Origin of the sequence: Streptomyces chattanoogensis (assembly GCF_001294335.1) — a bacterium.
GTDB classification, from domain to species: Bacteria; Actinomycetota; Actinomycetes; order Streptomycetales; family Streptomycetaceae; genus Streptomyces; species Streptomyces chattanoogensis.
The window spans coordinates 157,473-183,942 of sequence record NZ_LGKG01000163.1 but is presented as its reverse complement, the minus strand read 5'-3'; the positions used below and the strand labels follow the sequence as shown (position 1 = coordinate 183,942).

Annotated in this window: 27 protein-coding genes; 10 read left to right on the top strand and 17 right to left on the bottom strand. The window is 73.2% G+C overall.

All coding sequences use genetic code 11. The annotated features are described in order from the left end of the window. Positions 1–3: 3 nt before the first annotated feature. Positions 4–1,065, bottom strand: a complete 1,062-nt coding sequence (locus tag ADL29_RS30575; protein WP_053926780.1) for an isopenicillin N synthase family dioxygenase — start codon at positions 1,063–1,065, stop codon at positions 4–6. A gap of 217 nt (positions 1,066–1,282) precedes the next feature. Here ADL29_RS30575 and ADL29_RS30570 point away from each other — a divergent pair, with 217 nt between their 5' ends. Then, positions 1,283–2,008, top strand: coding sequence for a Mut7-C RNAse domain-containing protein (locus tag ADL29_RS30570; protein WP_053926779.1), 726 nt, complete (start codon positions 1,283–1,285; stop codon positions 2,006–2,008). 27 nt (positions 2,009–2,035) lie between these two features. Here ADL29_RS30570 and ADL29_RS30565 read toward each other — a convergent pair whose 3' ends face one another. The 4 genes from ADL29_RS30565 to ADL29_RS30550 all read right to left on the bottom strand — a co-directional run bounded on the left by ADL29_RS30565 (position 2,036) and on the right by ADL29_RS30550 (position 5,938). Beyond that, positions 2,036–2,749, bottom strand: coding sequence for a flavodoxin family protein (locus tag ADL29_RS30565; RefSeq protein ID WP_053926778.1), 714 nt, complete (start codon positions 2,747–2,749; stop codon positions 2,036–2,038). Positions 2,750–2,866: 117 nt separating this feature from the next. Then, a complete protein-coding gene (locus ADL29_RS30560; protein ID WP_053926777.1) occupies positions 2,867–3,616 on the bottom strand; it encodes a glucose 1-dehydrogenase in 750 nt (249 codons plus the stop codon). Next, positions 3,613–4,620, bottom strand: coding sequence for an acyl-CoA dehydrogenase family protein (locus ADL29_RS30555; protein ID WP_053926776.1), 1,008 nt, complete (start codon positions 4,618–4,620; stop codon positions 3,613–3,615). The genes ADL29_RS30560 and ADL29_RS30555 overlap by 4 nt, the downstream gene beginning before the upstream one ends. 145 nt (positions 4,621–4,765) lie before the next feature. Further along, entirely contained in the window at positions 4,766–5,938 is a 1,173-nt protein-coding gene (locus tag ADL29_RS30550) for an acyl-CoA dehydrogenase family protein (RefSeq protein WP_053926775.1), read from the bottom strand. Between the two features lie 107 nt (positions 5,939–6,045). Here ADL29_RS30550 and ADL29_RS30545 point away from each other — a divergent pair, with 107 nt between their 5' ends. Further along, positions 6,046–6,828: an SDR family oxidoreductase gene (locus ADL29_RS30545; RefSeq protein ID WP_053926774.1), complete on the top strand. Its 783-nt coding sequence runs from the start codon at positions 6,046–6,048 to the stop codon at positions 6,826–6,828. Positions 6,829–6,950: 122 nt separating this feature from the next. Further along, positions 6,951–8,108 carry an acetyl-CoA C-acetyltransferase gene (locus ADL29_RS30540; RefSeq protein ID WP_053926773.1) on the top strand — a complete coding sequence of 386 codons (1,158 nt, stop codon included), beginning with the start codon at positions 6,951–6,953 and terminating at the stop codon, positions 8,106–8,108. 17 nt (positions 8,109–8,125) lie between these two features. On the opposite strand, the gene ADL29_RS30535 is transcribed toward ADL29_RS30540, so the two are convergent. The 4 genes from ADL29_RS30535 to ADL29_RS30520 are packed head-to-tail and all read right to left on the bottom strand — an operon-like array spanning position 8,126 to position 11,530. Then, positions 8,126–9,169: an NAD(P)H-dependent flavin oxidoreductase gene (locus ADL29_RS30535; RefSeq protein ID WP_053926829.1), complete on the bottom strand. Its 1,044-nt coding sequence runs from the start codon at positions 9,167–9,169 to the stop codon at positions 8,126–8,128. 11 nt (positions 9,170–9,180) lie between these two features. Further along, entirely contained in the window at positions 9,181–9,924 is a 744-nt protein-coding gene (locus ADL29_RS30530; RefSeq protein WP_053926772.1) for a CoA-transferase subunit beta, read from the bottom strand. Next, entirely contained in the window at positions 9,921–10,760 is an 840-nt protein-coding gene (locus ADL29_RS30525) for a CoA transferase subunit A (protein WP_053926771.1), read from the bottom strand. Before ADL29_RS30525 ends, ADL29_RS30530 begins: the two co-directional genes overlap by 4 nt. After that, entirely contained in the window at positions 10,757–11,530 is a 774-nt protein-coding gene (locus tag ADL29_RS30520; RefSeq protein ID WP_053926770.1) for an enoyl-CoA hydratase family protein, read from the bottom strand. The genes ADL29_RS30525 and ADL29_RS30520 overlap by 4 nt, the downstream gene beginning before the upstream one ends. Before the next feature lie 114 nt (positions 11,531–11,644). Here ADL29_RS30520 and ADL29_RS30515 point away from each other — a divergent pair, with 114 nt between their 5' ends. Both ADL29_RS30515 and ADL29_RS30510 read left to right on the top strand, forming a co-directional pair. After that, positions 11,645–12,433, top strand: coding sequence for an SDR family oxidoreductase (locus ADL29_RS30515; RefSeq protein ID WP_046924265.1), 789 nt, complete (start codon positions 11,645–11,647; stop codon positions 12,431–12,433). A gap of 1 nt (position 12,434) precedes the next feature. Next, positions 12,435–13,382, top strand: a complete 948-nt coding sequence (locus ADL29_RS30510; protein ID WP_053926769.1) for an SDR family oxidoreductase — start codon at positions 12,435–12,437, stop codon at positions 13,380–13,382. 55 nt (positions 13,383–13,437) lie between these two features. Here the strand turns inward: ADL29_RS30510 and ADL29_RS30505 are convergent, their stop codons facing one another. Both ADL29_RS30505 and ADL29_RS30500 read right to left on the bottom strand, forming a co-directional pair. Further along, the gene (locus ADL29_RS30505) at positions 13,438–13,668 is read right to left on the bottom strand and encodes a ferredoxin (RefSeq protein ID WP_342671184.1); all 231 of its coding nucleotides are present in this window, start codon (positions 13,666–13,668) and stop codon (positions 13,438–13,440) included. Then, the gene (locus tag ADL29_RS30500; protein ID WP_053926767.1) at positions 13,665–14,855 is read right to left on the bottom strand and encodes a cytochrome P450; all 1,191 of its coding nucleotides are present in this window, start codon (positions 14,853–14,855) and stop codon (positions 13,665–13,667) included. Before ADL29_RS30500 ends, ADL29_RS30505 begins: the two co-directional genes overlap by 4 nt. A gap of 116 nt (positions 14,856–14,971) precedes the next feature. Between ADL29_RS30500 and ADL29_RS30495 the strand changes: the two genes are divergently transcribed. Next, entirely contained in the window at positions 14,972–15,610 is a 639-nt protein-coding gene (locus tag ADL29_RS30495; protein ID WP_053926766.1) for a TetR/AcrR family transcriptional regulator, read from the top strand. Here ADL29_RS30495 and ADL29_RS30490 read toward each other — a convergent pair whose 3' ends face one another. Further along, positions 15,611–17,794: an FUSC family protein gene (locus ADL29_RS30490; RefSeq protein ID WP_157878617.1), complete on the bottom strand. Its 2,184-nt coding sequence runs from the start codon at positions 17,792–17,794 to the stop codon at positions 15,611–15,613. Positions 17,795–17,969: 175 nt separating this feature from the next. Between ADL29_RS30490 and ADL29_RS30485 the strand changes: the two genes are divergently transcribed. The 4 genes from ADL29_RS30485 (at position 17,970) to ADL29_RS30470 (ending at position 21,233) form a co-directional block, all read left to right on the top strand. Beyond that, on the top strand, positions 17,970–19,457 hold the full coding sequence (locus ADL29_RS30485) for an SDR family oxidoreductase (RefSeq protein WP_053926764.1): 1,488 nt from the start codon (positions 17,970–17,972) through the stop codon (positions 19,455–19,457). 66 nt (positions 19,458–19,523) lie between these two features. Continuing rightward, positions 19,524–20,075, top strand: a complete 552-nt coding sequence (locus tag ADL29_RS30480) for a DinB family protein (RefSeq protein WP_053926828.1) — start codon at positions 19,524–19,526, stop codon at positions 20,073–20,075. 93 nt (positions 20,076–20,168) lie between these two features. Continuing rightward, positions 20,169–20,747, top strand: a complete 579-nt coding sequence (locus tag ADL29_RS30475; RefSeq protein WP_053926763.1) for a hypothetical protein — start codon at positions 20,169–20,171, stop codon at positions 20,745–20,747. Positions 20,748–20,852: 105 nt separating this feature from the next. Then, positions 20,853–21,233, top strand: a complete 381-nt coding sequence (locus ADL29_RS30470) for a hypothetical protein (RefSeq protein WP_053926762.1) — start codon at positions 20,853–20,855, stop codon at positions 21,231–21,233. Between the two features lie 67 nt (positions 21,234–21,300). Here the strand turns inward: ADL29_RS30470 and ADL29_RS46745 are convergent, their stop codons facing one another. The 5 genes from ADL29_RS46745 to ADL29_RS30455 all read right to left on the bottom strand — a co-directional run bounded on the left by ADL29_RS46745 (position 21,301) and on the right by ADL29_RS30455 (position 26,406). After that, positions 21,301–21,378 carry a 50S ribosomal protein bL37 gene (locus tag ADL29_RS46745; protein WP_373287922.1) on the bottom strand — a complete coding sequence of 26 codons (78 nt, stop codon included), beginning with the start codon at positions 21,376–21,378 and terminating at the stop codon, positions 21,301–21,303. Positions 21,379–21,510: 132 nt separating this feature from the next. Further along, positions 21,511–22,695, bottom strand: a complete 1,185-nt coding sequence (locus ADL29_RS30465) for an MFS transporter (protein WP_053926761.1) — start codon at positions 22,693–22,695, stop codon at positions 21,511–21,513. Further along, positions 22,692–23,453, bottom strand: coding sequence for a peptidase dimerization domain-containing protein (locus ADL29_RS30460; RefSeq protein ID WP_078971404.1), 762 nt, complete (start codon positions 23,451–23,453; stop codon positions 22,692–22,694). The genes ADL29_RS30465 and ADL29_RS30460 overlap by 4 nt, the downstream gene beginning before the upstream one ends. Next, positions 23,423–23,587, bottom strand: coding sequence for a hypothetical protein (locus ADL29_RS43765; RefSeq protein ID WP_157878616.1), 165 nt, complete (start codon positions 23,585–23,587; stop codon positions 23,423–23,425). The genes ADL29_RS30460 and ADL29_RS43765 overlap by 31 nt, the downstream gene beginning before the upstream one ends. Positions 23,588–23,616: 29 nt before the next feature. Continuing rightward, a complete protein-coding gene (locus tag ADL29_RS30455; RefSeq protein ID WP_078971403.1) occupies positions 23,617–26,406 on the bottom strand; it encodes a fumarate reductase/succinate dehydrogenase flavoprotein subunit in 2,790 nt (929 codons plus the stop codon). Between the last annotated feature and the right edge of the window lie 64 nt (positions 26,407–26,470).

The window sequence follows — 26,470 nt, the reverse complement described above, 5'->3', positions numbered from 1 at the left end:
GGGTCAGCCGTCCTCGGCGGCCCGCAGACGGGCGGCTTCCCGCGGCGAGTCCGCGTTGAGCCGCCCGGCCCGGGAACCCGCCAGTTTGGCGGCGAGATGCCGGCCCACCGTCGTCGGCGGATGGAGCGGCTCACCGCCGTCCGGGACACAGCCCGGCAGACAGCTGATCTCCGCGTCCCAGTTGCCGTCGTGGAAGTACGCCGCGGACCGGCGCCGTACCGCCCGACCCCGCTCATCGGCCGGCGGCAGCACCCGGTGCATCGTCGAAAGCCATTGGTCATTGGTCCAACGGGCCAGCAGATCACCGAGGTTGACCAGCAGACAGCCCGGCTCCGGCAGGACGTCGTGCCAGGCGCCGTCGCCGCCGAGGATCTGCAGTCCGGGGACGCGGTCCGCCCACAGCACCGTCACGATGCCGTAGTCGGTGTGCGCACCCATCCCCATCTGCGCGCGGCCGGTCACCGTCTCCTCTTCCGGGGGCGGGTAGTGGACCATCCGCAGGACGTCGAGGGAATGATCGGTGAACGGAACGAAGTAGCCCTCCTCGAGCCCGAGGGCCCGCGCGAAGATCTCCGTCAGCCGCCTGGCAAGACCTCCGGCGACGGCGCACCACTCCTCCACCGCCTCCCGGAAGCCCGGCAGAGACGGCCAGATGTTGGCGGGGTAGTGCGCCTCCGGAAGATCCAGATCCGGGAAATCGGTGGCCTGGGAGCCCACATTGAACGCCTCGAAGAGATCCTCGGCGGCCGCCGCAACGCCCAGGCTCAGACTGAGCTTCTCGGTGCGCGGCGGGGTGTAGCCGCGGTTGATACCGGGGGACGGCGGCCGCAGCGCCTTCTTCTCCTCCAGGGGGAGCCCGAAGAACGCGTCCAGCGCCGCCGCGAAGGCCTCCGCCGTGGCCTCGGGGATGCCGTGCCCGCGGATCTGCAGGAACCCGACGGTACGCGCCGCATCGTCGACCTGCGCCGCGATGGCCGCACGGTCGGCCTCGCCGCCGTCCCGCCAGGCGGAGATGTCGATGACGGGCACCTCCAGCACACCGTCCGCTGCCATGGCCCTGCCCATGACGAGACTCCTCTCTGCACCCGGCGCTGCCCGACCGCGCTCCGTCGAGACCGCTGCATCTGATGTTCTCTTGATGTCCGCTCAGCAACGTGCTTCGCTGCTTCTCCATTGTGAGGAACACCGCGTCACCTGCCATGGTTGCCTGTCATGGTCGGATCACGCCGGACCTGCGGGAATCCCGTGGCCCGCCCGCCGTGCCCGATGGCATGCTGGCCGCGTGAACGGTCCCGAAATCCATGTGACATTCCCGCCTGAGCTGCACCTCTTCCTCGCGACGGGCCGCACCCCGGCGGGCACCCGCGTCGTCACCGACGGAGCGTCGACGCTCGGTCATGTCATCGAGTCCCTGGGCGTCCCGCTCACCGAGGTCGGCCGGCTCCTCGTCGACGGCCGGGAAGTCTTCGTCTCCCATATCCCGCAGGCGGACGAACACGTCGAGGTCCGCGCCGTCGAACGCCCCCAGCAGGTCCCCGGCGCACCGCTGCGCTTCCTCCTCGACGTCCACCTCGGCACCCTGGCGCGACGCCTGCGGCTGCTCGGCGTGGACGCCGCGTACACCAACGAGGACCCGGGCGACGCCGCACTCGCCGCGCTCTCCGCCAGGGAACGCCGGGTCCTGCTCTCCCGTGACCGGGGACTGCTGCGCCGACGGGAGATCTGGGCCGGCGCCTACATCTACAGCGACCGCCCCGAGGACCAACTCCACGACGTCCTGCGGCGTTTCGCCCCCACCCTCGCCCCCTGGACCCGCTGCACCGCCTGCAACGGCCGGCTGGCCGACGCCGACAAGGACTCCGTCCAGGAGCGGCTCGAGCACGGCACCCAGCGCACCTACGACGTCTTCGCGCAGTGCACGTCCTGCGGCCGGGTCTACTGGCGCGGGGCGCACCATGCCCGCCTGGAGGCGATCGTCAGCAGGGCGCTGCGGGAGACGGCCCGCTGAGACGGGCCGCCGCCACCGCTCGCACGCTCAGCGGTGCTCGGGATTCGGGGCGTCCGCCCGGCAGCCCGCGTCCCACTCCGTGCGCTGGTTGCCGTGCGCCGGGATGCCGCCCGCCGCCTTGAGCAGGGCGGCGAGATGCATCAGGTTCCAGGTCATGAAGGCCGTGTTGCGGTTGGTGAAGTCGTTCTCCGGGCCGCCCGAGCCGGGATCCAGATAGGACGGCCCGGGCCCGGCCTCGCCGATCCAGCCGGCGTCGGCCTGGGGCGGGATGGTGTAGCCCAGGTGCTGGAGGCTGTAGAGGACGTTCATGGAACAGTGTTTGATGCCGTCCTCGTTGCCGGTGATGAGGCAGCCGCCGGCCCGTCCGTAGTAGGCGTACTGGCCGCGGTCGTTGAGGATGCTGGAGCAGGCGTAGAGCCGTTCGATGACCTGTTTCATGACGGAGCTGTTGTCGCCGAGCCAGATCGGGCCGCAGAGGACGAGGATGTCGGTGGCCATCACCTTCTCGTACAGCTGCGGCCAGGCGTCGGACGCCCAGCCGTGCTCCGTCATGTCCGGCCAGACGCCGGTGGCGATGTCGTGGTCGACGGCGCGGAGCACTTCGGTGGAGACGCCGTTGCGCTCCATGATGCCGCGGCTCTTGTCGATCAGCCCCTCGGTGTTGCTGGTCTCGGGGGAGCGTTTGAGGGTGCAGTTGATGAAGAGGGTGCTCAGGTCGTCGTAACGCAGTGCGGGGGGCATGGGGAACTCCTCGTGGCGGGCGGACGCGCCCCCAGCCTGCGGCCGTCGGCGGGGCCGGGCCACCCGGCAGCCCCGAATGCATGAGCCCGAATGCATGAGCCGGCGGGGACGGCCCCCTCAGGTGGTCAGCCCCCCGTCCACGGCGAATTCGGCGCCCGTGATGTACGCGGATGCGTCCGAGGCCAGGTAGCGGACCAGCTCCGCCACCTCGTCCGGCCGCCCGATGCGCCGCAACGGGACCCGCGGGTGGTCCCGTTCGCCGCGCTCCGGCCCCAGCGCGCCCGCCACCATCGGAGTGTCGATCACACCCGGATGCACCGAGTTGACCCGGATCCGGTCGCCGGCCAGGTCGACGGCGGCGGACCGGGTCAGACCGCGCAGCCCGAACTTGCTCGCTCCGTAAGCCGCATGCCCGGGGAGTCCCTTGAGGCCGGCCGTCGACGAGATGTTCACGATCGAGCCGCCGCCCGCGGTCCGCAGCTCCGGCACGACCGCCTTGATGCCGAGGAACGGGCCGAGGAGGTTGACGCGGAGCAGCAGCGCGAAGCTCTCCTCCGTCTCGGTGTCCACGGGGGCGGTGCGCCACAGCGCCGCGTTGTTGACGAGGACGTCGAGCCGCCCGAAGGACGCCACGGCCGTCCTGGTGACGGTCTCCCAGCCCGCGGCCTCGGTCACGTCGTGCCGGACGAAGACGGCGGCGTCACCCAGCTCGGCGGCGACCGCGCGGCCCTCTTCCGCGCGCACATCGGTGATCACCACGCACGCCCCCGCCTGGACGAACAGCCGTGCCTCGGCCGCCCCCTGGCCCCGCCCGGCGCCGGTGATCACGGCCACCTTGCCGTCCAGGCGCGGCCCGTCGGCGCTCACAGGGGCCCCTCGGCGGATGCGCCGGCCCCCGCCAGCACCCGCGCCCGGCACTCCGCAGGCGTCCCCCAGGCATCCCGCAGCGCGCGGGCCTTGCGGATCCACAGCGAGAGGTCCAGCTCTTCGGTGTAGCCGAGGGCGCCGTGGAGCTGGAGTGCGGTACGTGCCGCCGCGTACGCCGCCTCGCCGGCCGCGACCTTCGCCGCGGCGATCTCGCGCCCCGCCGCCGGGGCGCCCGCGGCCACCGCCAGCGCCGCCGCGTGCACCAGCGGCTGCGCGAACTCCAGCCCGATGAGGGTGTCGGCGAGCCGGTGCTTCACTGCCTGGAAGGAGCCGATGGGCGCGTGGAACTGGGTGCGCTGCCTGGCGTGGTCCACGGTCGCCGTCAGCAGCGCGCGGCCCAGGCCGAGGGACTGTGCCGCGGTGACCAGCCGCGCGAGGTCGAGGGCGGGCGCGGCGGCCGCGGCCACCGCCGGGCCCCGGACCAGGACGGTGCCGTCGAGGGGGCGGGACAGGCGGCGGGCGGGGTCGAGGGAGGGCTGGACGGGGCCGTGGCGTCCGGTGCGGCGGGCAACGCCGTCCTGGATGACGAAAACGGTGTCGGCGGCGTCCGCGTCCAGCGCGTACGGGGACCCTGCGCAGAGACCGACGACCGCCTCGCCGGAGGCGATCCGGGGCAGCCACTCCCCGGCCGCCGCACCGTCGCCGAGGCGGTGCAGGAAGACGGCCGCGGCCACCGTCTCCGCCAGCGGCCCCGGTACCGCATGGCGTCCCAACTCGCAGAAAGCAACGGTGAGTTCGAGCGGGAGCAGGCCCATACCGCCGTGCTCCTCCGGTACGGCGAGCCCGAACACCCCCGCCTCCGCGAGCCGCGCCCACAGCGCACGCCCCGGCTTGTGGTCGCCGGACGCCCAGGCCCGTACGGCGGCCGGGGTGCCGGCCGCGCCGAGCAGGGCGTTCAGCGTGCGGCCGAACTCCCGCTGCTCATCGCTCAGGAGGAACCGCATCACCGACGTCCCTTCGGCAGGCCGGACAGCCGCCCGGCGGCACTGTGCTGTCCCGGGGGCCGCCCCCCGGACCCCCGGCCGTTGCGGTCGGGGCGGAGTGCACCGCCCGGTCGCCGGTCCCCGGCACTCCGCAGGGGCTGCATCGTCACGCCCTTCTCCCCTTCGGCAGGCCCAGCAGCCGCTCGGCGACGATGTCGCGCTGGATCTCGTTGGTCCCGGCATAGATCGGACCGGCGAGGGAGAAGGTGTAGCCGTCGGCCCAACTCCCTTGCCCGGGCGCATCGTCGGCGTCGTCGGCGAGCGTTCCGTACGGGCCGAGCAGATCCAGTGCGGTCTCGTGCAGGGCGATGTCCAGCTCGGACCAGAAGACCTTGTTGAGGCTCGACTCGGCGCCGATCGAGCCCCCGGCGGCCAGCCGGGAGGCGTGGGCGTAGGTGAAGAGCTGGTAGGCGCGGGCGCCGATGACCGCATCGGCGACCCGGTCGCGCAGCGCGGTGTCGGAGGGGTCCCCTGCGGAGCGCCACAGTGCGGTCAGCCGGCCGGCCGCCGCGGTGAAGCGGCCCGGACTGCGCAGGGTCAGCCCGCGCTCGTTGCCGGCCGTGCTCATCGCGACCCGCCAGCCCTGCCCCGGCTCGCCGATGACATCCGCGTCGGGGACGAAGACCTCGTCGAGGAACAGCTCGGCGAAGGCGGGCTTGCCGTCGAGGCGGCCGATCGGGCGGACCGTCACACCCGGCGCGTCCAGCGGGAACATGAGGTAGGTGAGCCCCTGGTGGGGCCGGGCGGTGCCCTGCTCACTGCGGAAGAGGCCGAAGGCGCGGTCGGCGAAGGCGGCCCGGGACGACCACGTCTTCTGGCCGCTCAGCAGCCAGCCGCCCGCGGTCCGGACGGCCGTCGAGCGCAGCGACGCCAGATCCGACCCCGACTCCGGCTCCGACCAGGCCTGCGCCCAGATGACCTCGCCGCTCGCCATGGGGCCGAGGACCCGGGCGCGCTGTGCGTCGGTGCCGTGCTCGAAGAGGGTGGGGGCGAGGAGGCTGATGCCGTTCTGGCCGACCCGGCCGGGCGCGCCCGCGGCGTAGTACTCCTCCTCGAAGGCCAGCCATTCGAAGAGCGAGGCCCCGCGGCCGCCGAGCTCCTCGGGCCAGGAGACCACCGACCAGCGGTCCGCGGCGAGTTGCCGCTCCCACTCGCGGTGCGCCGCGAAGCCCTCCGCGGTCTCGAGCGAGGGGAGGGGAGCGGCGGGCACATGCGCGGCGAGCCAGGCGCGGGCCTCGGCCCGGAAGGCGTCCTCGGCGGGGGTGAAGTCGAGGTCCATCAGGTCGTCCGCCCTCCTTCTCTAACAAGTGTTTGGTAGATTACCGTACCGTCATGAGCAGCGTCGAGGCCCCGCCGGCGTCGACAGCTTCCGAAGGAGGCCCGCCCATGGCACCGCCCCCCTATGTGTCCGGCCACGACTTGCTCGCCGGCCGGACCGCCGTCATCACCGCCGCCGCCGGAGCCGGGATCGGCGGCGCCACCGCACGCCGCTTCCTGGAGGAGGGCGCCCGGATCGTCATCGGCGACGCGCATACCCGGCGGCTCGAGGAGAGCGCGGCGGCGCTGGCGGCGGAGTTCGGCCCCGCCAAGGTGGCCGGACTGCCCTGCGATGTCACCGACGAACACCAGGTCACGGCCCTGCTGGACCTCGCCGAGGAACGCCACGGACGCCTCGACATCCTGGTCAACAACGCCGGGCTCGGCGGCACCGCCGACCTCGTCGAGATGACCGACGAGCAGTGGGACAAGGTCATCGACGTCACCCTGAACGGCACCTTCCGCTGCACCCGGGCCGCCCTGCGCCGGATGAGGGCCGCCGGCCGGGGAGGTGTGATCGTCAACAACGCCTCCGTCGTCGGCTGGCGCGCCCAGCGCGGCCAGGCCCACTACGCCGCCGCCAAGGCGGGGGTGATGGCCCTGACCCGCTGCGCCGCCATGGAGGCGGCCGGGTACGGCGTGCGGATCAACGCCGTCTCGCCCAGCCTCGCCATGCACCCGCACCTGGTGAAGGTCACCACGCCCGAGCTGCTGGCCGAGCTGACGGAGAAGGAGGCGTTCGGCCGTTACGCCGAGCCCTGGGAGGTCGCCAACGTCATCGTCTTCCTGGCCGGCGACTACGCCTCGTACATGACCGGGGAGACCGTGTCCGTCAGCTCCCAGCACGCCTGAGACCAGCACGCCTGAGACCAGCACGCCCGAGATCAGCACGCCCGAGACCCGCCGCCGGGAACTCCGGAGCGCCTTGCGGAGCCGGCCGGCAGCTCCGCAGAATCGTCATCAAGGAGACCGCCATGCCCGAGGCCTACATCGTCGAAGCGCTCCGCTCCCCGGTCGGCAAGAAGGGCGGCGGACTGGCCGCCGTCCACCCCGCCGACCTCGGCGCGCATGTCCTCAAGGCGCTGATGGACCGTACGGGCGCCGATCCGGCCGCCGTCGAGGACGTCGTCCTCGGCTGCCTGGACACGGTGGGACCGCAGGCCGGGGACATCGCCCGGACCTGCTGGCTGGCCGCCGGGCTGCCCGAAGAGGTCCCCGGCGTCACCGTCGACCGCCAGTGCGGCTCCTCCCAGCAGGCCGTCCACTTCGCCGCCCAGGGCGTGCTCTCCGGTACCCAGGACCTGGTCGTCGCGGGCGGCGTACAGAACATGTCGCAGGTCCCGATCGCCTTCGCCAGCCGCCGGGCCGCCGAGCCGCTCGGCCTGACCGAGGGCCCGTTCGCCGGCTCCGAGGGCTGGCGGGCCCGCTACGGCGACGCCCCCGTCAACCAGTTCCACGGCGCCGAACTGATCGCCACCAAGTGGGGCATCAGCAGACAGGACATGGAGGAGTTCGCGCTGCGGTCGCATCAGCGGGCCGTCCGCGCCATCGACGAGGGCCGCTTCGACCGGGAGATCGTCGCCTACGGGGACGTCACCGCCGACGAGGGGCCGCGCCGGAACACCTCGCTGGCGAAGATGGCCTCGCTGGCCCCGGTCGTCGAGGGCGGCCGGCTGACCGCGGCGGTCTCCTCGCAGGTCTCCGACGGCGCCGCCGCCATGCTGCTGGCCTCCGGGCGCGCGGTCGCCGAGCACGGCCTCACCCCGCGCGCCCGGATCCATCACCTCTCGGTGCGCGGCGAGGACCCGATCCGGATGCTGTCGGCGCCCATCCCCGCCACCGCGTACGCCCTGAAGAAGACCGGTATGTCGCTGGACGACATCGACCTGGTCGAGATCAACGAGGCGTTCGCACCGGTGGTGCTGGCCTGGCTGAAGGAGACCGGCGCCGACCCGGAGCGGGTCAATGTGAACGGAGGGGCCATCGCCCTGGGCCATCCGCTCGGCGCCACCGGAGTCCGGCTGATGACGACCCTGCTGCACGAACTGGAGCGCACCGGCGGCCGGTTCGGGCTGCAGACCATGTGCGAGGGCGGCGGGCAGGCCAACGTGACGATCATCGAGCGGCTCTAGGCGGCCCCGGCCGGGGATCAGCGGGGCAGCGCCGCCAGCGTCTCCCGCGCCTCGGCCATGATCCGGTCCACCAGCTCCGCGCACGAGGGCAGGTCGCCGATCAGCCCGGCGACCTGGCCGGAGGCCATCACACCGAGGTCCGTACGGCCGTCGACCATCGATGCCTTCAGCAGCATCGGGGTGTTGGCCGCGAGCAGCACCTGACTCCAGGTCAGATCCTTGCCGTGCTTCATCGCCAGGCCGTCGCGCACCATCTGCGCCCAGCTCAGCCCGGACAGCTTCTTGAACGACGCGGCCTGGCGCACGGCCCTGACCAGCGCCGTCGTGCGTCCGGACCGTTCCAGGGCCGCGACCAGCTCGCTGCGCAGCATCCGGTGCGGCAGTCCGTCCACCTTGGTGGTGACGGTGATGTCCGCGACCGACGCCGCCAGATACCGGGCCTGTACGGCCGGTGGCACGGTGCTGTCGGAGGTCAGCAGGAAGCGGGTGCCCATGGCGACCCCGGCCGCGCCGTAGGCGAGCGCGGCGACCAGGCCCCGGCCGTCGAAGAAGCCGCCCGCGGCGATCACCGGGATGCCGACGGCGTCCACGACCTGGGGGAGCAGCACGGTGGTGGCGACGTTCCCGGTGTGCCCGCCGCCCTCGCCGCCCTGGACGAGGACTGCATCGGCACCCCAGGCCGCGACCTTCTCGGCGTGCCGGCGGGCACCGATGGACGGGATGACGACGACGCCCGCGTCCTTGAGCCGGGCGATCAGCTCGCGCGAGGGCGCCAGCGCGAAGGAGGCGACCCGTACCCCCTCCTCCACGATGATCCGTACGCGCTCCGCCGCGTCCCCGGCATCCGCCCGCAGATTGACGCCGAACGGCGCGTCCGTACGGGACCTGACCTCGCGGACGGCGGCCCGCAGCCGGTCGGGCGTCATGGTGGCGGAGGCGAGGATCCCGAGAGCGCCCGCGTTCGCCGCGGCCGAGACCAGCCGCGGTCCGGCCACCCAGCCCATGCCGGTCTGCACGACCGGATGCCGTACGCCGACGAGCTCGGTCAGCGCGGTCCGTATGCCGGCGCCGCTCACACCGGCACCTCGCCGTCACGCAGCCCCTCGGGGTCGATGACCTCACGGATCAGCCGCAGCTCCTCGGGGGTGGGCTCGCGGGTGGCGGGCACCTCGTCGGGGCGGACGAGCGGGAAGCCCGTGGCCTCCTCGGCCTCGGCCACGGTGACGCCGGGGTGGAGGGAGGCGAGGCGCATCGTGCGGTCACCGGTCTCGAAGTCGAGGACGCCGAGGTTGGTGACGACCCGCGGGATGCGGTGATAGCGGGTCGCGGACGGCCCGGCCGCGGCGGCGCTGTCGTAGCCGACGCCGCTGATCATGTCGACCTTCGGGACGAAGACCCGGGGGGAGTGCCTGGGCACCCAGTAACTGACCGGATTGTTCAGGGTGTTGACGGGTGCGCCGCGCACCCCGAGCAGCTGCCGGTCGGGCCGTGCCCAGTCGCCGATGCAGGAGATGTTCTGGTTGCCGAAGCGGTCGAGCTGGCTCGCGCCCATCATGACGTGGCGCCTGCCGCCGGTGACCATGGCGAGATGCTGACGGTACGGCAGCCAGCCCTCGGTCGCCCCGTCGAGGCCCACGATCATCGCCTCGCCGTCGGTGAGGAGCAGATCGGGGGAGAAGGTCCGCTTCGCGAGCCGGGCGCCGATCGACGGGATCGTGCCCATCGGGCTGGCGAGCACCTCGCCGTTGTCCCGCCAGGCCTCCGCGCAGGCGATCACGCAGTATTCGGCGCGGGTCGTCGTGGAGGGTGTCGTCACCGCTGCTCCTCGTGCCAGGCCTGGACCGCGGACTGATACGTCTTCTCGTCCCCGTGCAGAAACCGCTCGGCGAACTGCGGCCAGGGCGTGGTGGCGTACAGCTTCTGGAGGGGCTCGTCGCGCCCGTAATCGGGGGCACAGGAGGTGAAGTGCGCTCCGTTCGGCGTCTCGACGACTCCGGTGACCGAGTGCCGTTTGACGAGCAGGGTCTGCGGAACGGCGTCCGCGAAGCCGTCCACCAGCCGCTCGCAGGAGAGATACGCGTGGTCCGCGGCCTCGCAGAACAGGTCGTCGAAGTACGGGTCCGGGCCCAGGTACTGGCCGTTGCCGAGCCGGTCGGCGCGGTTGACGTGCACCAGGGCGGCGTCCAGTCGCAGCGCGGGCATCGCGACGAAGGTCTCGCCGTCCTCGTACGGGGACGTCACCGTCTTCAGACCGGGGTTGACGCGCATGACGTCGGAGCCGAGGCCGGCACGGACGGGCAAAAACGGCAGGCGGTTCGCGGCGGCGTGCAGGCCCCACATGAACATCGCCTCGTCGACCTCCGTCAGGGCGAACGCACCGCGCTGGCGGGCCGCCCGGAAGTGCGGTTCGAGGGGGATGGAGTCCAGGGTCGCGAACGGCGCGACCAGCTTGCGGATCTTCCCGGCCGCGGCGAGCATCCCGACATCGGGTCCGCCGTACGCGACGACGGTGAGATCGGTGATCTCGGAACGGAGCAGCGCCCGCACCAGAGCCATCGGCTTACGGCGCGAACCCCAGCCGCCGATGCCGAGGGTCATCCCGCTGTGGAGCCGGGAGACGGCCTCCTCGGGCGTCATGGTCTTGTCGGTCATGGCTGTCCGGCCCCCTGCCGGTTCTCGGTGCCGAAGGTGTCACGGATCCGGTCGGCGACTCCGCTGAGGTTCGCCTCGAAGGTGAAGCCCTGCTCGAAGCGGTAGCTGCGGTGTACGTCGACCGGGTCGATGCCGTTGAGGGCGGCCTTGGCCAGCCGGATGAGGCAGCCGTCCTTCTTGGCGATCTCGCGCGCCAACTCCAGTGCTGCTTCGTGGAGTCGGTCCCGGGAAACCACCCGCCACACCGAGCCGTGGGCATGCAGTTCCCGGGCCGTCGCCGTCCGCGAGGTGTAGTAGAGCGCGCGCATCAGATGCTGGGGGACGAGCCGGGCCAGATGTGTGGCCGCACCGAGCGCACCGCGGTCCAGCTCCGGGAGGCCGAACACCGCGTCGTCGCTCGCCACGATCGCATCGGCGTTCCCGGCGAGGCCGATGCCGCCGCCCAGACAGAACCCGTGCACCGCGGCGATGACCGGCACCTCGCACGCGTAGACCGCCGAAAACGCCTCGGCGCAGCCGCGGTTGGCGCCGATCAGCGCGCCATGGCCGCCGGTGGCGGTGTCCCGCTGCATCTCCTTGATGTCGACGCCCGCGTTGAAGCCGCGCCCCTCGGCGGCGAGCACCACGCAGCGGACGGCGGGGTCCCGGCCCGCCGTGCGCACGGCGTCGGCGAGGTCGTACCAGCCCTGTACGGGAAGGGCGTTGACCGGTGGGAAGTCCACGGTGACGACCGCGATGCCGGGCTCGGGCCCGGAGGTGGAGACACCCATGAGCGGATCAGCTACCTTTCCACCAAGCATTCTTTCCACCAAGCGTTTGTTAGGTAATGCTGTTCGATAAGCAGTGAAGTTAGCAGCGGACCGCGCGCTGCGGGAGGGTGTCGTATGAGCCTGACCCTCGATCTGGCCGGACAGGTGGCCGTCGTCACCGGCGGCACCAGGGGCGTCGGTGCCGGTATCGCCCGCGCGTTTCTGCAGGCCGGGGCGGAGGTCGTGGTCTGCGCCCGGCGGCCCCCGGACGCCCCCGTCGAGGCCGCCGGCCGCACCGCGCACTTCCGGCCGCTCGATCTGCGCGACCCGTCCGCCGTACGGGACTTCTTCCCCCGCGTCGCCGCCGCCCACGGCCGCCTCGACTGCCTGGTCAACAACGCCGGCGGCACCCCGTACCGCCTCCTGGGCGAGGCCGACGCCGAACGCCACGCCCGGGTCGTCGCACTCAACCTCACCGCGCCGCTGACCGCCTCGCTCGCCGCCTACGACGTCATGCGCACCCAGCCGCACGGCGGTTCGGTCATCATGATCGGCAGCGTCAGCGGCACCCGCCCCTCACCCGGCACCGCCGCCTACGGGGCGGCCAAGGCGGGCCTGGACAGCCTCGCCCGCTCCATGGCCGTCGAATGGGCCCCGGCGGTCCGCGTCAACACCCTCGTCCCGGGCATGGTGCGCACCGAACTCTCCGCCCTGCACTACGGGGACGAGGCCGGTATCGCGGCCGTCGGCGCCACCGTGCCGCTCGGCCGGCTCGCCGAACCCGCCGAGATCGGCGACGCCTGTGTCTTCCTCGCCTCCGGACGCGCCGCGTATCTGAGCGGCGCCAGCCTGCTCGTCCACGGCGGCGGGGAGCGTCCCGCCTTCCTCGACGCCGCCACCGTCAACCACCCCAAGGAGCCGTGACATGCCCGGAATCCCCACCGAGAGCCCTACCGGCGACCGCAAGGGCATCTGCGCCGGACGTGTCGCCGTCGTCACCGGGGCCGGCCGGGGGCTCGGCCGTGCGCATGCGCTCGCCCTCGCCGCCGAGGGGGCCGATGTCGTCGTCAACGACCTGGGCGTGGCGGCCGACGGGGCCGGCTCCTCAGCCGGCCCCGCCCAGCAGGTGGTTGAGGAAATCCGCGGCCTCGGCGGCCGGGCCGTCGCGCATACCGGCGACATCACCACCACCGACGGCGCCGCCTCCCTCGTCGCCGCCGCCCTCGACTCCTTCGGCCGCCTCGACGCCCTCGTCAACAACGCCGGATTCCTGCGCGACCGGATGCTCGTCAACCTGGACGAGGACGACTGGGACGCCGTGCTGCGGGTCCACCTCAAGGGCCATTTCCTGCCGCTGAGGCACGCCGCCGCACACTGGCGCGCCGAGGCCAAGGCGGGCCGTACGCCACAGGCCCGGGTCGTCAACACCAGCTCGGGGGCCGGACTGCTCGGCAGCGTCGGCCAGGGCAACTACTCCGCCGCCAAGGCCGGGATCATCGGTCTGACCCTCGTCGCCGCCGCCGAGCTGGGCCGCTACGGCGTCCAGCTCAACGCCATCGCCCCGGCCGCCCGCACCCGCATGACCGAGCAGACCTTCGCCGCGACGATGGCCGCCCCCGGCGCGGGGGAGTTCGACGCGATGGCCCCGGAGAACGTCTCCCCGCTGGTGGTCTGGCTCTCCTCCGCCGCCAGTGACGGCGTCACCGGCCGGGTCTTCGAGGCCGAGGCCGGCCGGATCACCGTGATGGAGGGCTGGCGCCCCGGCCCCACCGCGGACAAGGGCGCCCGCTGGACCCCGGCCGAGGCCGGCGAGGCCGCCCGCAGGCTCCTCGCCGCCGCCGAGCCGCCGCAGCCGGTGTACGGGGCGCGGTGACGGGCCGGTGCACGGCGGGCCCGGCCCCCAGCCGCGGCCACGGCCGGGGATACGGCTACGGCCGGGGGCCGATGACGTTCCCCCCGTCGTCGGACACGGTGATGGCGAGCGCCGGGCAGCAGTCGGCGGCGTCCAGCGCCCGCTCGTCCTCCTCGATTTCCGGGGTCACCGGGCGGGAGCGCGCCTCACCCAGGACGAACAGCTCCGGCGCGATGTTCGCGCACATCCCCGACGCCATGCACTGCTTCGCATCGACTTCGACCCGCCAGGTCATCGCTGCACTCACCACCCCACCGGCAGGACCCGCGGGCCACGCACCAGCATCTGGCTCTTCCACACCACATCCCCGGCCACATGGAGACCGGGGAACCGGTGGATCAGCGCACCGATCGCTTCCTGGAGCTCCAGTCTCGCGAGCGGCGCGCCCAGGCAGTGATGCACGCCGTGCCCGAAGCCCAGGTGCTGATTGCCGTCCCGGGAGATGTCCAGCCTGCCCGGCTCGCTGAAGCGCAGCGCATCCCGGTTGGCGGCGCCCACCGCGACCAGTACGGGGGAGCCGGCCCGTACGAGCGTACCGCCGACCTCGACGTCCTCCTTCGCATAGCGCGCCTGGCCGGCGCCGCTGCCGAGCGGGACGAACCGCAGCAGTTCCTCCACGGCGCTGCCGATCAGCTCCGGCCGTTCGCGGAGGCGGGCGAGCTCGTCCGGATGATCCAGCAGCGCGAGAACGAAGTTGGGGATCTGGGTCGCGGTCGTCTCATGGCCCGCGACGAGGATCCCGACACACAGATCGACCAGTTCCGGCTCGGACAGCCGGTCGTCGACATCCCGGGCGTCGATCAGCGCCGTCATCAGGTCATCGCGCGGTGCCCGCCGGTGATCCTCGATCAACTGCCGCATATAGGTGCGGAGTTCCTCGAAGCTGACGTCGAATTCCTCCGCCGTGAGCGAGCTCGTCGACAGCGCGGCATCGCTCCACACCCGGAACCGCGGCCGGTCCTCGGCCGGCACCCCGAGCAGCCGGCAGATCACCGCCACCGGAAGGGGCAGCGCATACCGGTCGACCAGGTCGGCCGGCGGCCCGGCCGCCTCCAGCTCGTCCAGCAGCGCGCCCGTCAGCTCCCTGACCTGCGGCCGCAGCTTCTCGGCCTGACGGACCGTGAAAGCCTTGGCGACCAGGGAGCGCAGCCGGGTGTGATCGGGCGGGTCCATGCCCAGGATGCCGCTGTCACGGCGGCCTTCGGACTGCCGGGGCTCGTCGTGCAGCGCGCTCTCGGCCCGGCTGAAGCGCTGGTCGCCGAGGACCAGCCGGGCCTCCGCATACCGGGTGACGAGCCAGGCGGGCTCCCCGTAGGCCAGTTGTACGCGTAACAGGCCAGGACGGCTGCGCGCTTGCTCGTACTCTTCGGCGAGCTCGAGGCTCTCGGGTGTGTTGAAAGGGTAGGAGAGTGGTGCTGTGTCGGCCGTGGTCATGGGGACCTCCCTCATGTAAGCACCTGCTTACACAAGAAGGTAGGCCGCTCCCGCCGGAGCGGTCAACGATGCAATGTGGCCGTCTTGGTGACGGGCCGCCGGAGAGGAGCGTGACGATGGGGGAGACCCCGTACGGCACCGGCAACGAGGACGACGACAGGGCGCGGGACTCCCGCCGCAACGCCCAGGGCACCCGGCTGCGGCTGCTCGATGCCGCGTCGGAACTGTTCGCCGAACGCGGCTACGAACGCGCGACGGTACGCGATATCGCCGCCCGCGCCGACGCCAACCAAGCCCTTCTCTTCCGCTACTTCGGCTCGAAGAAAGCCCTGTTCGGAGAGGTGATGGCGCGGGGCGGCCAGGAGCAGCTGCGGACCACCCCGCCGGACCGGCTCTTCGAGGTCGCCCTCCGCGGCATGCTCGACGGCGACGGCGGTGACGGCACGGCCAAGGACCGCTCGCTGGAGGTCTGCCTGCGCTCCATCGGCGGCAGCGACGAGATCGCCGAAGCGCTGCGGGGGCTGGGCGAGGAGTACGCGGAGGTGCTGGCGACCCTCTCCGACGCCGAAAACGGCGATCTTCGGGCCGATCTGGCGCTTTCCTGGCTGCTCGGAATTGGCTTGATGCGGGTGGTTGTCGGAAAGGAACCCCTGGCGAGCGCCGACCCGGACACGATATGCGAGCTCGCCGGCAGCGCCCTCGGCACGCTGCTCAAGGGGCTGCCGGAGGAGCGGGGGCGGCGGCCCGGAGGCTGATCAGCCGGTGCGCGGCGGGGGAGCGGACAGCTCCGCGCGGATCCGGTGCAGATCGGCCGTGAGCGTGTCCAGCCAGATGACCGAATCGACGAGCAGCGCGGCGGACACGGCGCGTTCCGTGTGCGCCTCCGGAGGGTTCTCGTCCGCAGGCGGGGGAGGTGCGGCGGCCGGCAGCCCGCGGATGTCCAGGGGCCGGTCACCGCGGAGCGGGTCGTCGGCGTCGCCCGAGCACAGCCGCTCGGCAAGGGCGCGATACCCGTCCGCCGTCTGTCCGGCCGCCTGCCGCAGCCAACCACTGACTGCCCGGTCCGCGATCCGTCCGGGACGGCCCGGCAACAGCCGCTCGCCGCGCCGGGCGTGTGCCCCGGCGGCCAGCACCGTGGGCCAGTCCGGCTGCCGGGCGGTCCGCTCCCGGGGCTCGCTCTGGTACTGGGCCAGGCTCTCCTCGGCGAGGAGGAGGGCACGGTTGAGGGCGACGATCCCGGAGCCGCCAGTCGTGTCACCCGTGCCGCCGGTCCGCTCCACGACCTGTGCCGCCGTCCGCCCGACCGCATCGGCGACGGCCGTGCACACCCCCGCCATGCTCCGCCGCAGCTCGCTGCCCGCGCCCCGCGGCCAGGCCAGCACCCCGCACGCCAGCCCGATCAGGCTGCCGGTGAGCACATCCGCGAAGCGGGTCGGGGCCAGCTGCCAGGTCACCGGCGCGACCTGCGCGAACAGCGTCGCGACGACGAGGGTGAAGCCGCCCTGCGCCCAGGCCTGGCCGCGCAGCGGCCCCACCGTGAAGGCCGAGAACATCACCACCGGCAGCACCGCCGCATACACCGTGTTCCGGTCCGCCACCAGCGCCAGCAGCACCCCTGCCGCCACCGCACCGATCAGCGTGCCGATGAGCGCCTGCCGGACCACGGAACGGGTCTCCAGGCTGGTCGTACGGGTGAGCGTCAGCGTCGCCAGCAGGACCCAGAAGCCGTGCGACAGATCGAGCAGCCCGGCGATCGCCCGCGCCGCGGCCAGGCCCAGCGCGAACCGGCAGGCGTTCTGGAAGATCACCGAGCGCGGGGTGAAATGCGTGGACAGCCGCCGCCACCACAGCACGGGGGCCCGCACCCGTGCGTAGGCGAAGGCGTGTCCGGCGGGGTTCTCGTCGACCGTACGGTCCCCGAGCAGCAGCCGGGTCGCCAGCACCAGCACCACCGCGGAGTCGGCCGCCTGCACCGCCAGCGCGCGGCGGCGCAGAGAGACCAGCCGGTCGTCGCCGCCGAGCCGCTCCAGCGCGGCCACCGCCCGGCGGGTGCGTACGGGATCCAGCTCGGCCTGCAGCGCCGCCGCGGAGGGCAACGGCCCCCGGCCCGCGCGCAGCGCGTCCGCCGCCTCCCGTACGGCAGCGCCGATCGCCTGCAGCAACGCCACCGTCTCCGCCCGGAACGAGCCGCCCGCCCCGGCCGCGCGCTGCAGCGCCGCCAACTGGGACAGCAGGGTGCGGACCGCCTCGGAGGCGTGCGCCATGGCCTTGTGCGCGAGCGTGGGGGAGGCGGGAAGATCGGCGGGCGGTACGCGGGACGGACGCAGCCGGTCACCGGCCGTATGCGCCCGCGCGAGCGCCCGCTCGGGGGCGGGTCCGCCGTGGTGATCCGCCAGCGCCGCGGCCGCGTCGGCGGCATCGGCCAGCAGCGCGGGGAACGACGGCGTCCGGGGCTCGGGCAGGACCAGGACCTGGGCCGCGGCCAGCAGCGCCGCCCCCAGCAGAAATCCGTAAACCCGCTGGTCCAGCGTGTCCGGCGCATAGGGCGGGAAGCACGGCAGGATGTACAGCAGCTGCATCCCCGGGGCCGCTCCGGCGATCCTCGGCCCCGCGATCCCGGCGTAGGCGACCATGAAGCCGATGACGAGCATGCCGAAAACGGCCGCCCAGGTGCGGACGGCGAGCAGCGTGCCCAGGGTGACGAGCACCGTTCCGGCAGGGACGGCCATCAGCGTGGTGGCGGCGCGCTGCCGCCCCGATCCCGGGATCCGGGCGAGCGCGCCGAGCGCCACCACCGTGAAGGCGGCGTACAGCGACATCACCAGCGCGCCCAGCCCGTACCGGCAGAGAGAGAAGGCGGCACAGGCGGCCACCGTCACCCGCGCCGCATTGCCCACCACGGCCCGGTGCCCACGCAGACCAGGTCCGCCTCGCTCCACCCCTCCACTATTGGCCGCCCGCGCCGCCTGTGCACAGCGGGGAGGAGAGACGCTCGCCGCGGCCGGGTTTGGCGGACCCGCCCCGGTCTACGTACAGTTCCGCCGAAGCGTGAACAGATGTTTGACGACATTGTTTGACGACATGGCACGAACCCAGGAAAGCGGCGCAGCGGCGATGACGGTGACCCAAGAAGGCCCGATGGAAGAAGGCCGGACCGACGGCACGGGCATCGACGCGGGCATCGACGCGGATCGGATGGCGCTCTGCCTGAGCGTGCTCGAGGAACTCGACGCGCTGCCCGTGGACCACCCCGACGCGATCACCATACGGCGCGCCACCGCCGGGATCTACCGCAAGGTCAAGCAGCGCCGGCGCCAGGAACGCCGCGCCGCCAAGACCGCCAACGACCAGGCGGTCACCGCGGCCACCGCCACCGGAGCGCCCGACCGCATCGACGACGAGACCCAGGGCCTGGCCCTGACCAGCGCCGCGACGTCGGAGATCGCCGGGATCCTGCAGCGGCCCCGCTGCTGCTACGTCTGCAAGGCCCGCTATGTCGAGGTCGACGCCTTCTACCACCAGCTCTGCCGTGCCTGCGCCGTCGAGAACCGGGCGCGCCGCGACGCCCGTACTGACCTCACCGGCCGGCGGGCGCTGCTCACCGGCGGCCGCGCGAAGATCGGCATGTACATCGCGCTCCGCCTGCTGCGCGACGGCGCGCACACCACCGTCACCACCCGCTTCCCGAACGACGCGATCCGCCGCTTCAAGGCGATGCCGGACAGCGCGGAATGGCTGCACCGGCTGAAGATCGTGGGAATCGACCTGCGCGACCCGGCCCAGGTGCTCGCCCTCGCCGACTCGGTCAGCGCCGAAGGCCCCCTCGACATCCTCATCAACAACGCCGCGCAGACCGTCCGCCGGTCCCCCGCGGCCTACGGCCACCTGGTCGCCGCCGAGTCGGCGCCGCTCCCCGCCGGGGAACTGCCCGCCTCCCTCGTCCTCGGCCAGTTCGGCAGCGGCGCCCCCGCGGCCCTGCCCGCCGCCACCGGGGAGAACGGCGGGCTGACCGCCGAGGACCTGACCTCCCTCGCCCTCACCAGCGGCTCCGCCTCGCCGGCCCGGATCGAGGCGGGCACCGCGATCGACGCCGGCGGCCTCGTCCCCGACCTCGATGCCTCCAACAGCTGGATCCAGAAGGTGGACGAGGTCGACCCGGTCGAGCTCCTCGAGGTCCAGCTGTGCAATATGACCGCGCCCTTCCTGCTGGTCAGCAGGCTCCGCCCGGCCATGGCGGCCTCGCCCGCCCGCCGTAAGTACGTGGTCAACGTCTCGGCCATGGAAGGGCAGTTCAGCCGCGGCTACAAGGGCGCCGGCCACCCCCACACCAACATGGCCAAGGCGGCCCTGAACATGCTCACCCGCACCAGCGCCCGCGAAATGCTGGAGACGGACGGCATCCTGATGACCGCCGTGGACACCGGCTGGATCACCGACGAGCGCCCGCACCCGGAGAAGATGCGCCTGGCCGACGAGGGCTTCCACGCCCCGCTCGACCTGGTCGACGGCGCGGCCCGGGTCTACGACCCGATCGTCCGCGGTGAACAGGGCGAGGACCTTCACGGCTGCTTCCTGAAGGACTACGCGCCCGCGGCGTGGTGAACTCCCCCCTCCCGCACGTCGTAAGTGGGTGGCGGCCCGCGGCGCGCGTCCTCGATGCTGGACGCCATGAGCGGACTGACAAGGCGCGTCGAGATGTTCGTGGAGTCCGGGGAGGACCCACGGGCGAACGGACCGTCCCTGGGCGACGAGCGGGCCACGCTCGTGAAGTATCTGCACACCCAGCGCCTGACGCTGGACCTCAAGTGTGCCGGACTCGACGCCGCCGACCTGGCCAGGCGCTCCGCCGAGCCGTCCGCGCTGTCGCTGCTCGGGCTGGTGCGCCATATGGCCGAGGTGGAGCGCGGCTGGTTCCGGGTGGTGATGGCGGGGCAGCAGGCGCCGTGGCTCTTCCGCTCCGAGGCCGAGCCCGACGGGGACTTCGACGGTGCGGTGGCGGACCCCGCGGTGGTGGCCCGGGCGTGGGAGGCATGGCGGGCCGAGTGCGCGTTCACGGACCGGTATGTGGCCGAGGCGCCCGACCTCGGCGTCGTGGCGCACTGCGAGTGGGGACCCATCTCGCTGCGTGAGGTGCTGGTGCACATGGTGGAGGAGTACGCCCGCCACAACGGCCACGCCGATCTGCTCCGCGAGCGGATCGACGGCCGGGCGGGCATGTAACGGGCCGTCAGTGGCCCAACGGTCCTCCGCCGCAGGCCAGTTGGCCTGCCTCGGACGACCGCCGGGCCGCCGCACGCGATATCGTGCCGCGGTATGCACACCTGTGTCCCGTTCATCGATGACGCCACCGATCACCGCGCCTGCTGGTTCTGCCCGTCCCTGCGGCTGCCTGCGGGCGCCTTCGATGTGCTGGACCGGCCGAGCCAGGACTATCCGTTCGACGACGCGGACGGCTTCCGCTACCACCGGGTGACGCGGGTGCCGGCCTGCGTCCACCCCGAACGGATCGGCCTGGAGGCCGGGAAGTATTGCTCCGAGGGCCGCCTGCCGGAGCTGCCTGTCCCCGTCGACGCGGTGGAGACGGGTCCGGCCGCCGCCGCACGACCGGCACCCCGCGACCCCGCTACGGCACCGGCCCGCTCGTTGCCGCCCCGCCGCCCGCGCCGCCCCAAGCGGACCCCCGTGCCGGAACTCGCCCCGTTCGAGGGCCCGTTGCCACCCGGCGTCCCGGACCGGATCGACGACCTCGCCCCCTGGATCCGGTCACTGCTCGCCGCCGCCCGGCCCGACCAGCTCGCCGACGTCCTGGCGGGAGCCGAAGCGGCCGCCCGCGAGCGCTTCCCGGACGAGTCCGTATTGGGCGTACTGCGACGGGTGCTGGCCGACGGCTGAAGGGGCCTGGCGGGAGGCCGCCGTGACATCGCGACGGTCCTGACTGAACACCGGGGCCCTCTCCGCCGTATTACTCCCCATCACTCGTCGTCCGAGGAGGGGAACATGACCGAGCCCACCACCCCACCGCTGATCGCCCTGCCCGACGGAGGGGCCGAACTCCGTGTCACGCTCCGGCTGCAGTGGGAGGACATCGCCGCACTCGGCCAGGAGGCCGGGCGGCTCGCCGCTCAGTGGAAGCGGGCGGTGAGCCTTGACGAGGCCGCCAGCCACCGGCTGCGGGGCCGTCCGTCCGCGGCGCACGCGAAGCCCCCCACGCTGCAGGAGCGGGGGCGGCCGCAGCCCGCCGTCGCGCCGTCGTCCGTGTCGCCGAAGCCCGCCGTCGCGTCGTCGTCCGTTTCGCCGCTGCCCGCCCGCTCCCCGGGCGAACAGGCCCGGCAGGCGATCGAGAAGATCACCGGTGGCGCCGGCCACGAGTCGGCCTGACCCGCCGGGCTCCCCGCATCCGCGGACGCGGGGAGCCCGGCGGCACCGTCCGGGCGCGGCCCGTCGCTCAGGACTGGGGCCGCTTGCCGTGGTTGGCCGCGTGCTTACGGCGGGACTTCTTCTTGCGGCGTCGCTTCGAGGACATACCGGCTCCCTTCTCGGGGTGGTGTGCTGGATCGCCAGCTCGCGAGAGCGCGAGGGTTTCGCCCTTTTTCTACCATTTCACGCCGGCGGCTGCCCGGCTCTTCGGCTCCCGGCCACGCCCCGCCGGCCGCGCTCACTCCTCCGCCGGCGGGCGGCGCAGCACGTACAGGCCGACGCACCCCACCAGCACGATGACGCAGCCGGAGAACGCCAGCCCCGCGCCGCGCAGACCCAGCACCAGGGTGAGCGCGCCGACACCGACGACCGGCAGCGAGATGCCCAGGTAGGCGACGAGGAAGAAGGCCGAGATGGTGCCGCCGCGGTGTGCGGGCGGCGCCGCGGCGCCGACGGCGGTGAGCCCGGCGCGGAAGGCGAGGCCCTGGCCGATGCCGCCGCAGACCGCGCCGATGACCAGGACGGGCAGCGACCGCACCGCCAGGGACGTACTGACCAGCACCAGCCCCGCCACCAGCACCAGACAGCCGCCCGGCAGGGCCCGGCGCACGCCCAGCCGGCCCGTCAGCAACTGGCCGAGCGTGGACCCCAGGAACACGGTGCAGACGATCGCCCCGGACACCGCCAGGTTGTCCACGCCCAGCGTCCGGCTCACGAAGCTGGGAGCGACGGCGGTGAAGAGCCCCAGCAGCGAGAACCCGGCGAACGCCGCGACCGCGCAGGGCGTGAACACCCCGCGTACCTCGGGCGGCAGCCGCAACCCCTCCGGCCGCAGCCGCGCGCGCCGCGGATTCCCGACGGTCTCCGGCAGCAGCCAGGTGAGCACCGCCGCCACGGCCAGCAGCCCCAGGTGCACCAGGAACGGCAGGGTCAGCGGCCAGGGCGCGTACTGCGCCAGAACACCCGCCAGCAGCGGACCACAGCCCAGACCGCCCATGTTCGCGGCCGTCGCGGCGAACCCCGCACGCCCCTCCTGCCCCGGCTTCGCCAGCTCCAGCACCGCGGCGGTCGCCGCGCCGCTGAACAGCCCCGCGGCGAACCCGGAGAGCACCCGCCCGGCGAACAGCGCCGGCAGCCCGCCCTCGAAGATGAAGCACAGCGCACTGGCCGCCGACAGCCCCAGAGCACACAGCAGCACCGGCCGCCGGCCGACCTCGTCGGAGACATGGCCCGCCAGCAGCAGTACGGCGATCACCCCGAGCGCGTACGCGGCGAAGACCACCGTCACCATCAGTTCGGAGAACCCGAGCTCCTGGCGGTAGAGCCCGTACAGCGGAGTCGGCAGCGTGGTGCCCGCCATGCCGATGGCGAACACGCCCGCGGCCACGGGGTATCCCGGCCGCCATTGCTGACGTGGCGTCATTTCCGGTCGGCCAGCCGCCGCAGCAGCCGGGCGCGATGGCCCTCGTCCACGGCCAGTGCGAGCGCCGTCCACGCCAGGGCGAGACCGCCGTCGAGGACCGCGCGGTCCGCGCCCGCGGTGATGCCCCGGCGGGTGAACCCGGGGTGGTGCATCAGGGCCCCGCCGCAGTCGTAGCCGATCATGGGATGGATCGCCGGTACGACGTGCGAGACATTGCCCATGTCGGTGGAGCCGCCGCGGACGGCCGGATCGCGCGGTGGAACCGTGCGGCCGAGGGCGGTCGCGGCGGCCCCGTACAGACGGCTCATCTCCAGGTCCTGGACCAGGTCGGCGTAGTCGTTGCCGATCGTCTCCAGGGCGAGTTCGGCGCCCGTGGCCAGGGCGCCCGCCTCGAAGCAGGCCCGGATCCGCTCCTGCAACTCCCGCAGTTCCCCCAGCGTTTCGGCCCGGCAGTCGTAGTCGGCGGTGGTCCGGCCGGGGATGACGTTGGACGCCTCGCCGCCCGAGGTGACGATCCCGTGGACGAATCCGCCCGGCACCATCTGCTGGCGGTACGCGCCGATCGCGACCGGGGCGATCATCATCGCGTCGGCCGCATTGATGCCCCGGTGCGGCAGCGCGGCCGCATGCGCCGCCCGGCCGGTGTAGGCGATCCGCCAGCTGCTGAGCGCCAGCGAGTGCATCCCCATCGCATCGGACGGTGCGGCATGCACCATCATGGCCGCCGTCACATCGTCGAACGCGCCGCCGCGCAGCATGTCGGCCTGTGGCTGAGCGCGACGACATCGTCCTGGCGGGCCGTGACGGTCTCACGGCAGCGTTCCCGGAGGCGGGCGGCGGTGGGGCCGCTCCCGGTGGACGCGCCCCTCGCGCCCGTCGCGCTGATCACCATGGGGTCTCCTTGACGAGGGAACCCGCATCCTAGGGCTGCTCATGGGCGGATCCGGGCAGGGAGAGCGCCGCGCCGGAGGTTTTGGACCGACCGGGTACCCGGCCGGGGCCCCTGGCCGCCAGCCGGGCGTAGGCCCGGACGTCGGCGTCCGGATCGTCCGCGACGGTGGCCAGGGCATGCAGGGCGTCCGGGCTCCCGGTATGGCCGCCCAGAGCCAGTACCGCCGCCTTACGCACGTCCGCATGGCCGTCGGTGAGGGCGGACCGCAGTGCGGGGACGGCCCGTTCGGGAGCGGCCGCGGTCAGGGCCCTGGCGGCGCCGGAGCGGACCTGCCAGGCCGGGTCGCCGAGGGCGGCGACGGCCACCGCGTCGTACGGCGGCGGGCAGCCGGTGGCGGCCAGTGCCGCGAGCGCGGCGGCCCGTACCAGCAGGTCCCCGTCGTGCAGCAGCGTCGCCAGCTGGTCCGGGGCGCCCACGGTCCCCAGCCCCTGCGCGGCGGCGACCCGGACCTCGCGGGAGGGGTCCTCGGCGGCGCGCCGGAGGACGTCGGCGGCATCGACGGAGACCAGGGCGCGGACCGCCTGGATACGGACGTCCACCACCGGGTCGGCGAGCGCGGCGGCATAGCACGGGCGGTCACCGAGGCGCAGGGCGGACAGGACGTTCAGGGCCGCCGACCGCACGACGGCGTCGGCACCGTGCACGGCGGCCGTGACCAGCGGCTCGCGCAGTGCGGGTTCCGGCGGCAGAACCTCGACCAGTTCGCGCAGCGACGCCCCGGCGGCGGCCCGTACGGCCGGGTCGGCATCGGCGAGGAGGGCGGCGAGGGCCCCGCCCGTGCCGGACGGGACGCTTTCGGTGAGCGCGTCGACGGCGGCGCGGCGGACGGCCGGATCGGGATCGGTGAGGTACGGATGCAGGGCGGGAAGGCCGGGCTGGTCCTCGGCGAGGGCGAGGAGTTCGAGGATGCGGGGAGAGGCCCCCGGGGCGGCCGCCGCGCCCTCGCGCACCGCCGCGTCACGCGCCTGGGGCGTGCCCACCGGCGGCGTCTCCCGCGGGCCCGCCGTGGCGACCTGCTCCGGATGCACCTCCCCGACGAACCGTGACGCGCCGCCCACCGGGGCGTACTCGTCGACCGGCACGAGATACGGCGCCACCGGCCGGGCCGTGAACTCCATCGCCCCCGTGGCCGACTTGCGCAGATCGAGATGGTGCAGCCACTCGTCGTCCCTGCGGTCCGGGTGGTCCGTACGCGCGTGATACAGCCCCCAGCGGGACTCGGTGCGGGCCAGCGACGACCGGGCGGCCATCTCGGCGCAGTCCCGGATGAAGGTGACCTCGACGCAGCGCATCAGCTCGTGCGGGGTACGGGCGCCCATGCCGGCGATCTCGTCGCGCATCCGCGCGAAGTGCTCGACGGCCAGCGACAGCCGGGCACCGCTCTTGGGCGGGGCGACATAGTCGTTGACGAAGCGGCGCAGCTTGTATTCGACCTGGGGCTGCGGCGGGCCGTCCGGATGGCGCAGCGGACGGTAGATCAGATCATGCGCCGCCCGCAGCTGATCGGCGGGCAACTCGCCCTCGTACGTGCGGAACTGCGCGGCGTCTGCGCCCGCCAGATCGCCGAAGACAAAGGCGCCGATCATGTAGTTGTGCGGGACGCAGGCCAGGTCCCCCGCCGCGTACAGCCGCGGCACGGTGGTCCGGGCGTGGTCGTCGACGCGCACGCCCGACGCCGAATGGCCGCCGCACAGCCCGATCTCGGAGATGTGCATCTCCACGTCATGGGTGCGGTAGTCGTGGCCGCGCCCGGCGTGGAAGGTGCCGCGGGTGGGGCGTTCGGTGGTGTGCAGGATCGTCTCCAGGGCGGCGACCGACTCCTCCGGCAGATGACTGAGCTTGAGATAGACCGGGCCGCGCTCGGAGGCGACCTCGGCCGCGAACTCGGCCATCATCTGCCCCGACCAGTAGTCGGATTCGACGAATCGCTCACCGTGCCGGTTGACCTGGTAGCCGCCGAACGGGTTGGCGACATAGGCGCAGGCCGGGCCGTTGTAGTCCTTGATCAGCGGGTTGATCTGGAAGCACTCGATGCCGGTGAGTTCGGCGCCCGCGTGGTAGGCCATGGCGTAGCCGTCGCCCGCGTTGGTGGGGTTCTCGTATGTGCCGTAGAGATAGCCGGAGGCGGGCAGGCCGAGCCGGCCGCAGGCGCCGGTGGCGAGGATCACCGCGCCCGCGCGGACCGTGACGAAGGCACCCGTGCGGGTGTGGAAGCCCGCCGCCCCGACCGCCCGGCCGTCGTCGCCGGTCAGCACGCGCACCGGCATCACACGGTTCTCGATACGGATCCGCTCGCGCATCTCCCGCCGCCGCAACTGCCGGTAGAGGACCTTCTTGACGTCCTTGCCCTCGGGCATCGGCAGCACATACGAGCCGGAGCGGTGCACCTGCCGGACCGCGTACTCCCCGTGCTCGTCCTTCTCGAACTTCACGCCGTACGACTCCAGCCGCTGCACCATCGCGAAGCCGCGGGTCGCGGTCCGGCGGACGGTGGACTGGTCGACGATGCCGTCGTTGGCGCGGGTGATCTCGGCGACGTAGTCGTCGGGTTCGGCGCGCCCGGGGATGACGGCGTTGTTGACGCCGTCCATGCCCATGGCGAGGGCTCCGGAGTGGCGGACATGGGCCTTCTCCAGGAGGAGGACCTGCGCCCCGTGCTCGGCGGCGGTGAGCGCGGCCATGGTGCCGGCGGTGCCGCCACCGATGACGAGGACGTCACAGGAGAGTTCCTCGGGGGTGTCGGGGCTGGGGATCTCCATGGGGTGCCTTTCACGGGCCGGTCGTGCGTATCGGGTACGGGGCGGTGGCCGGTCGGCCGGGTCA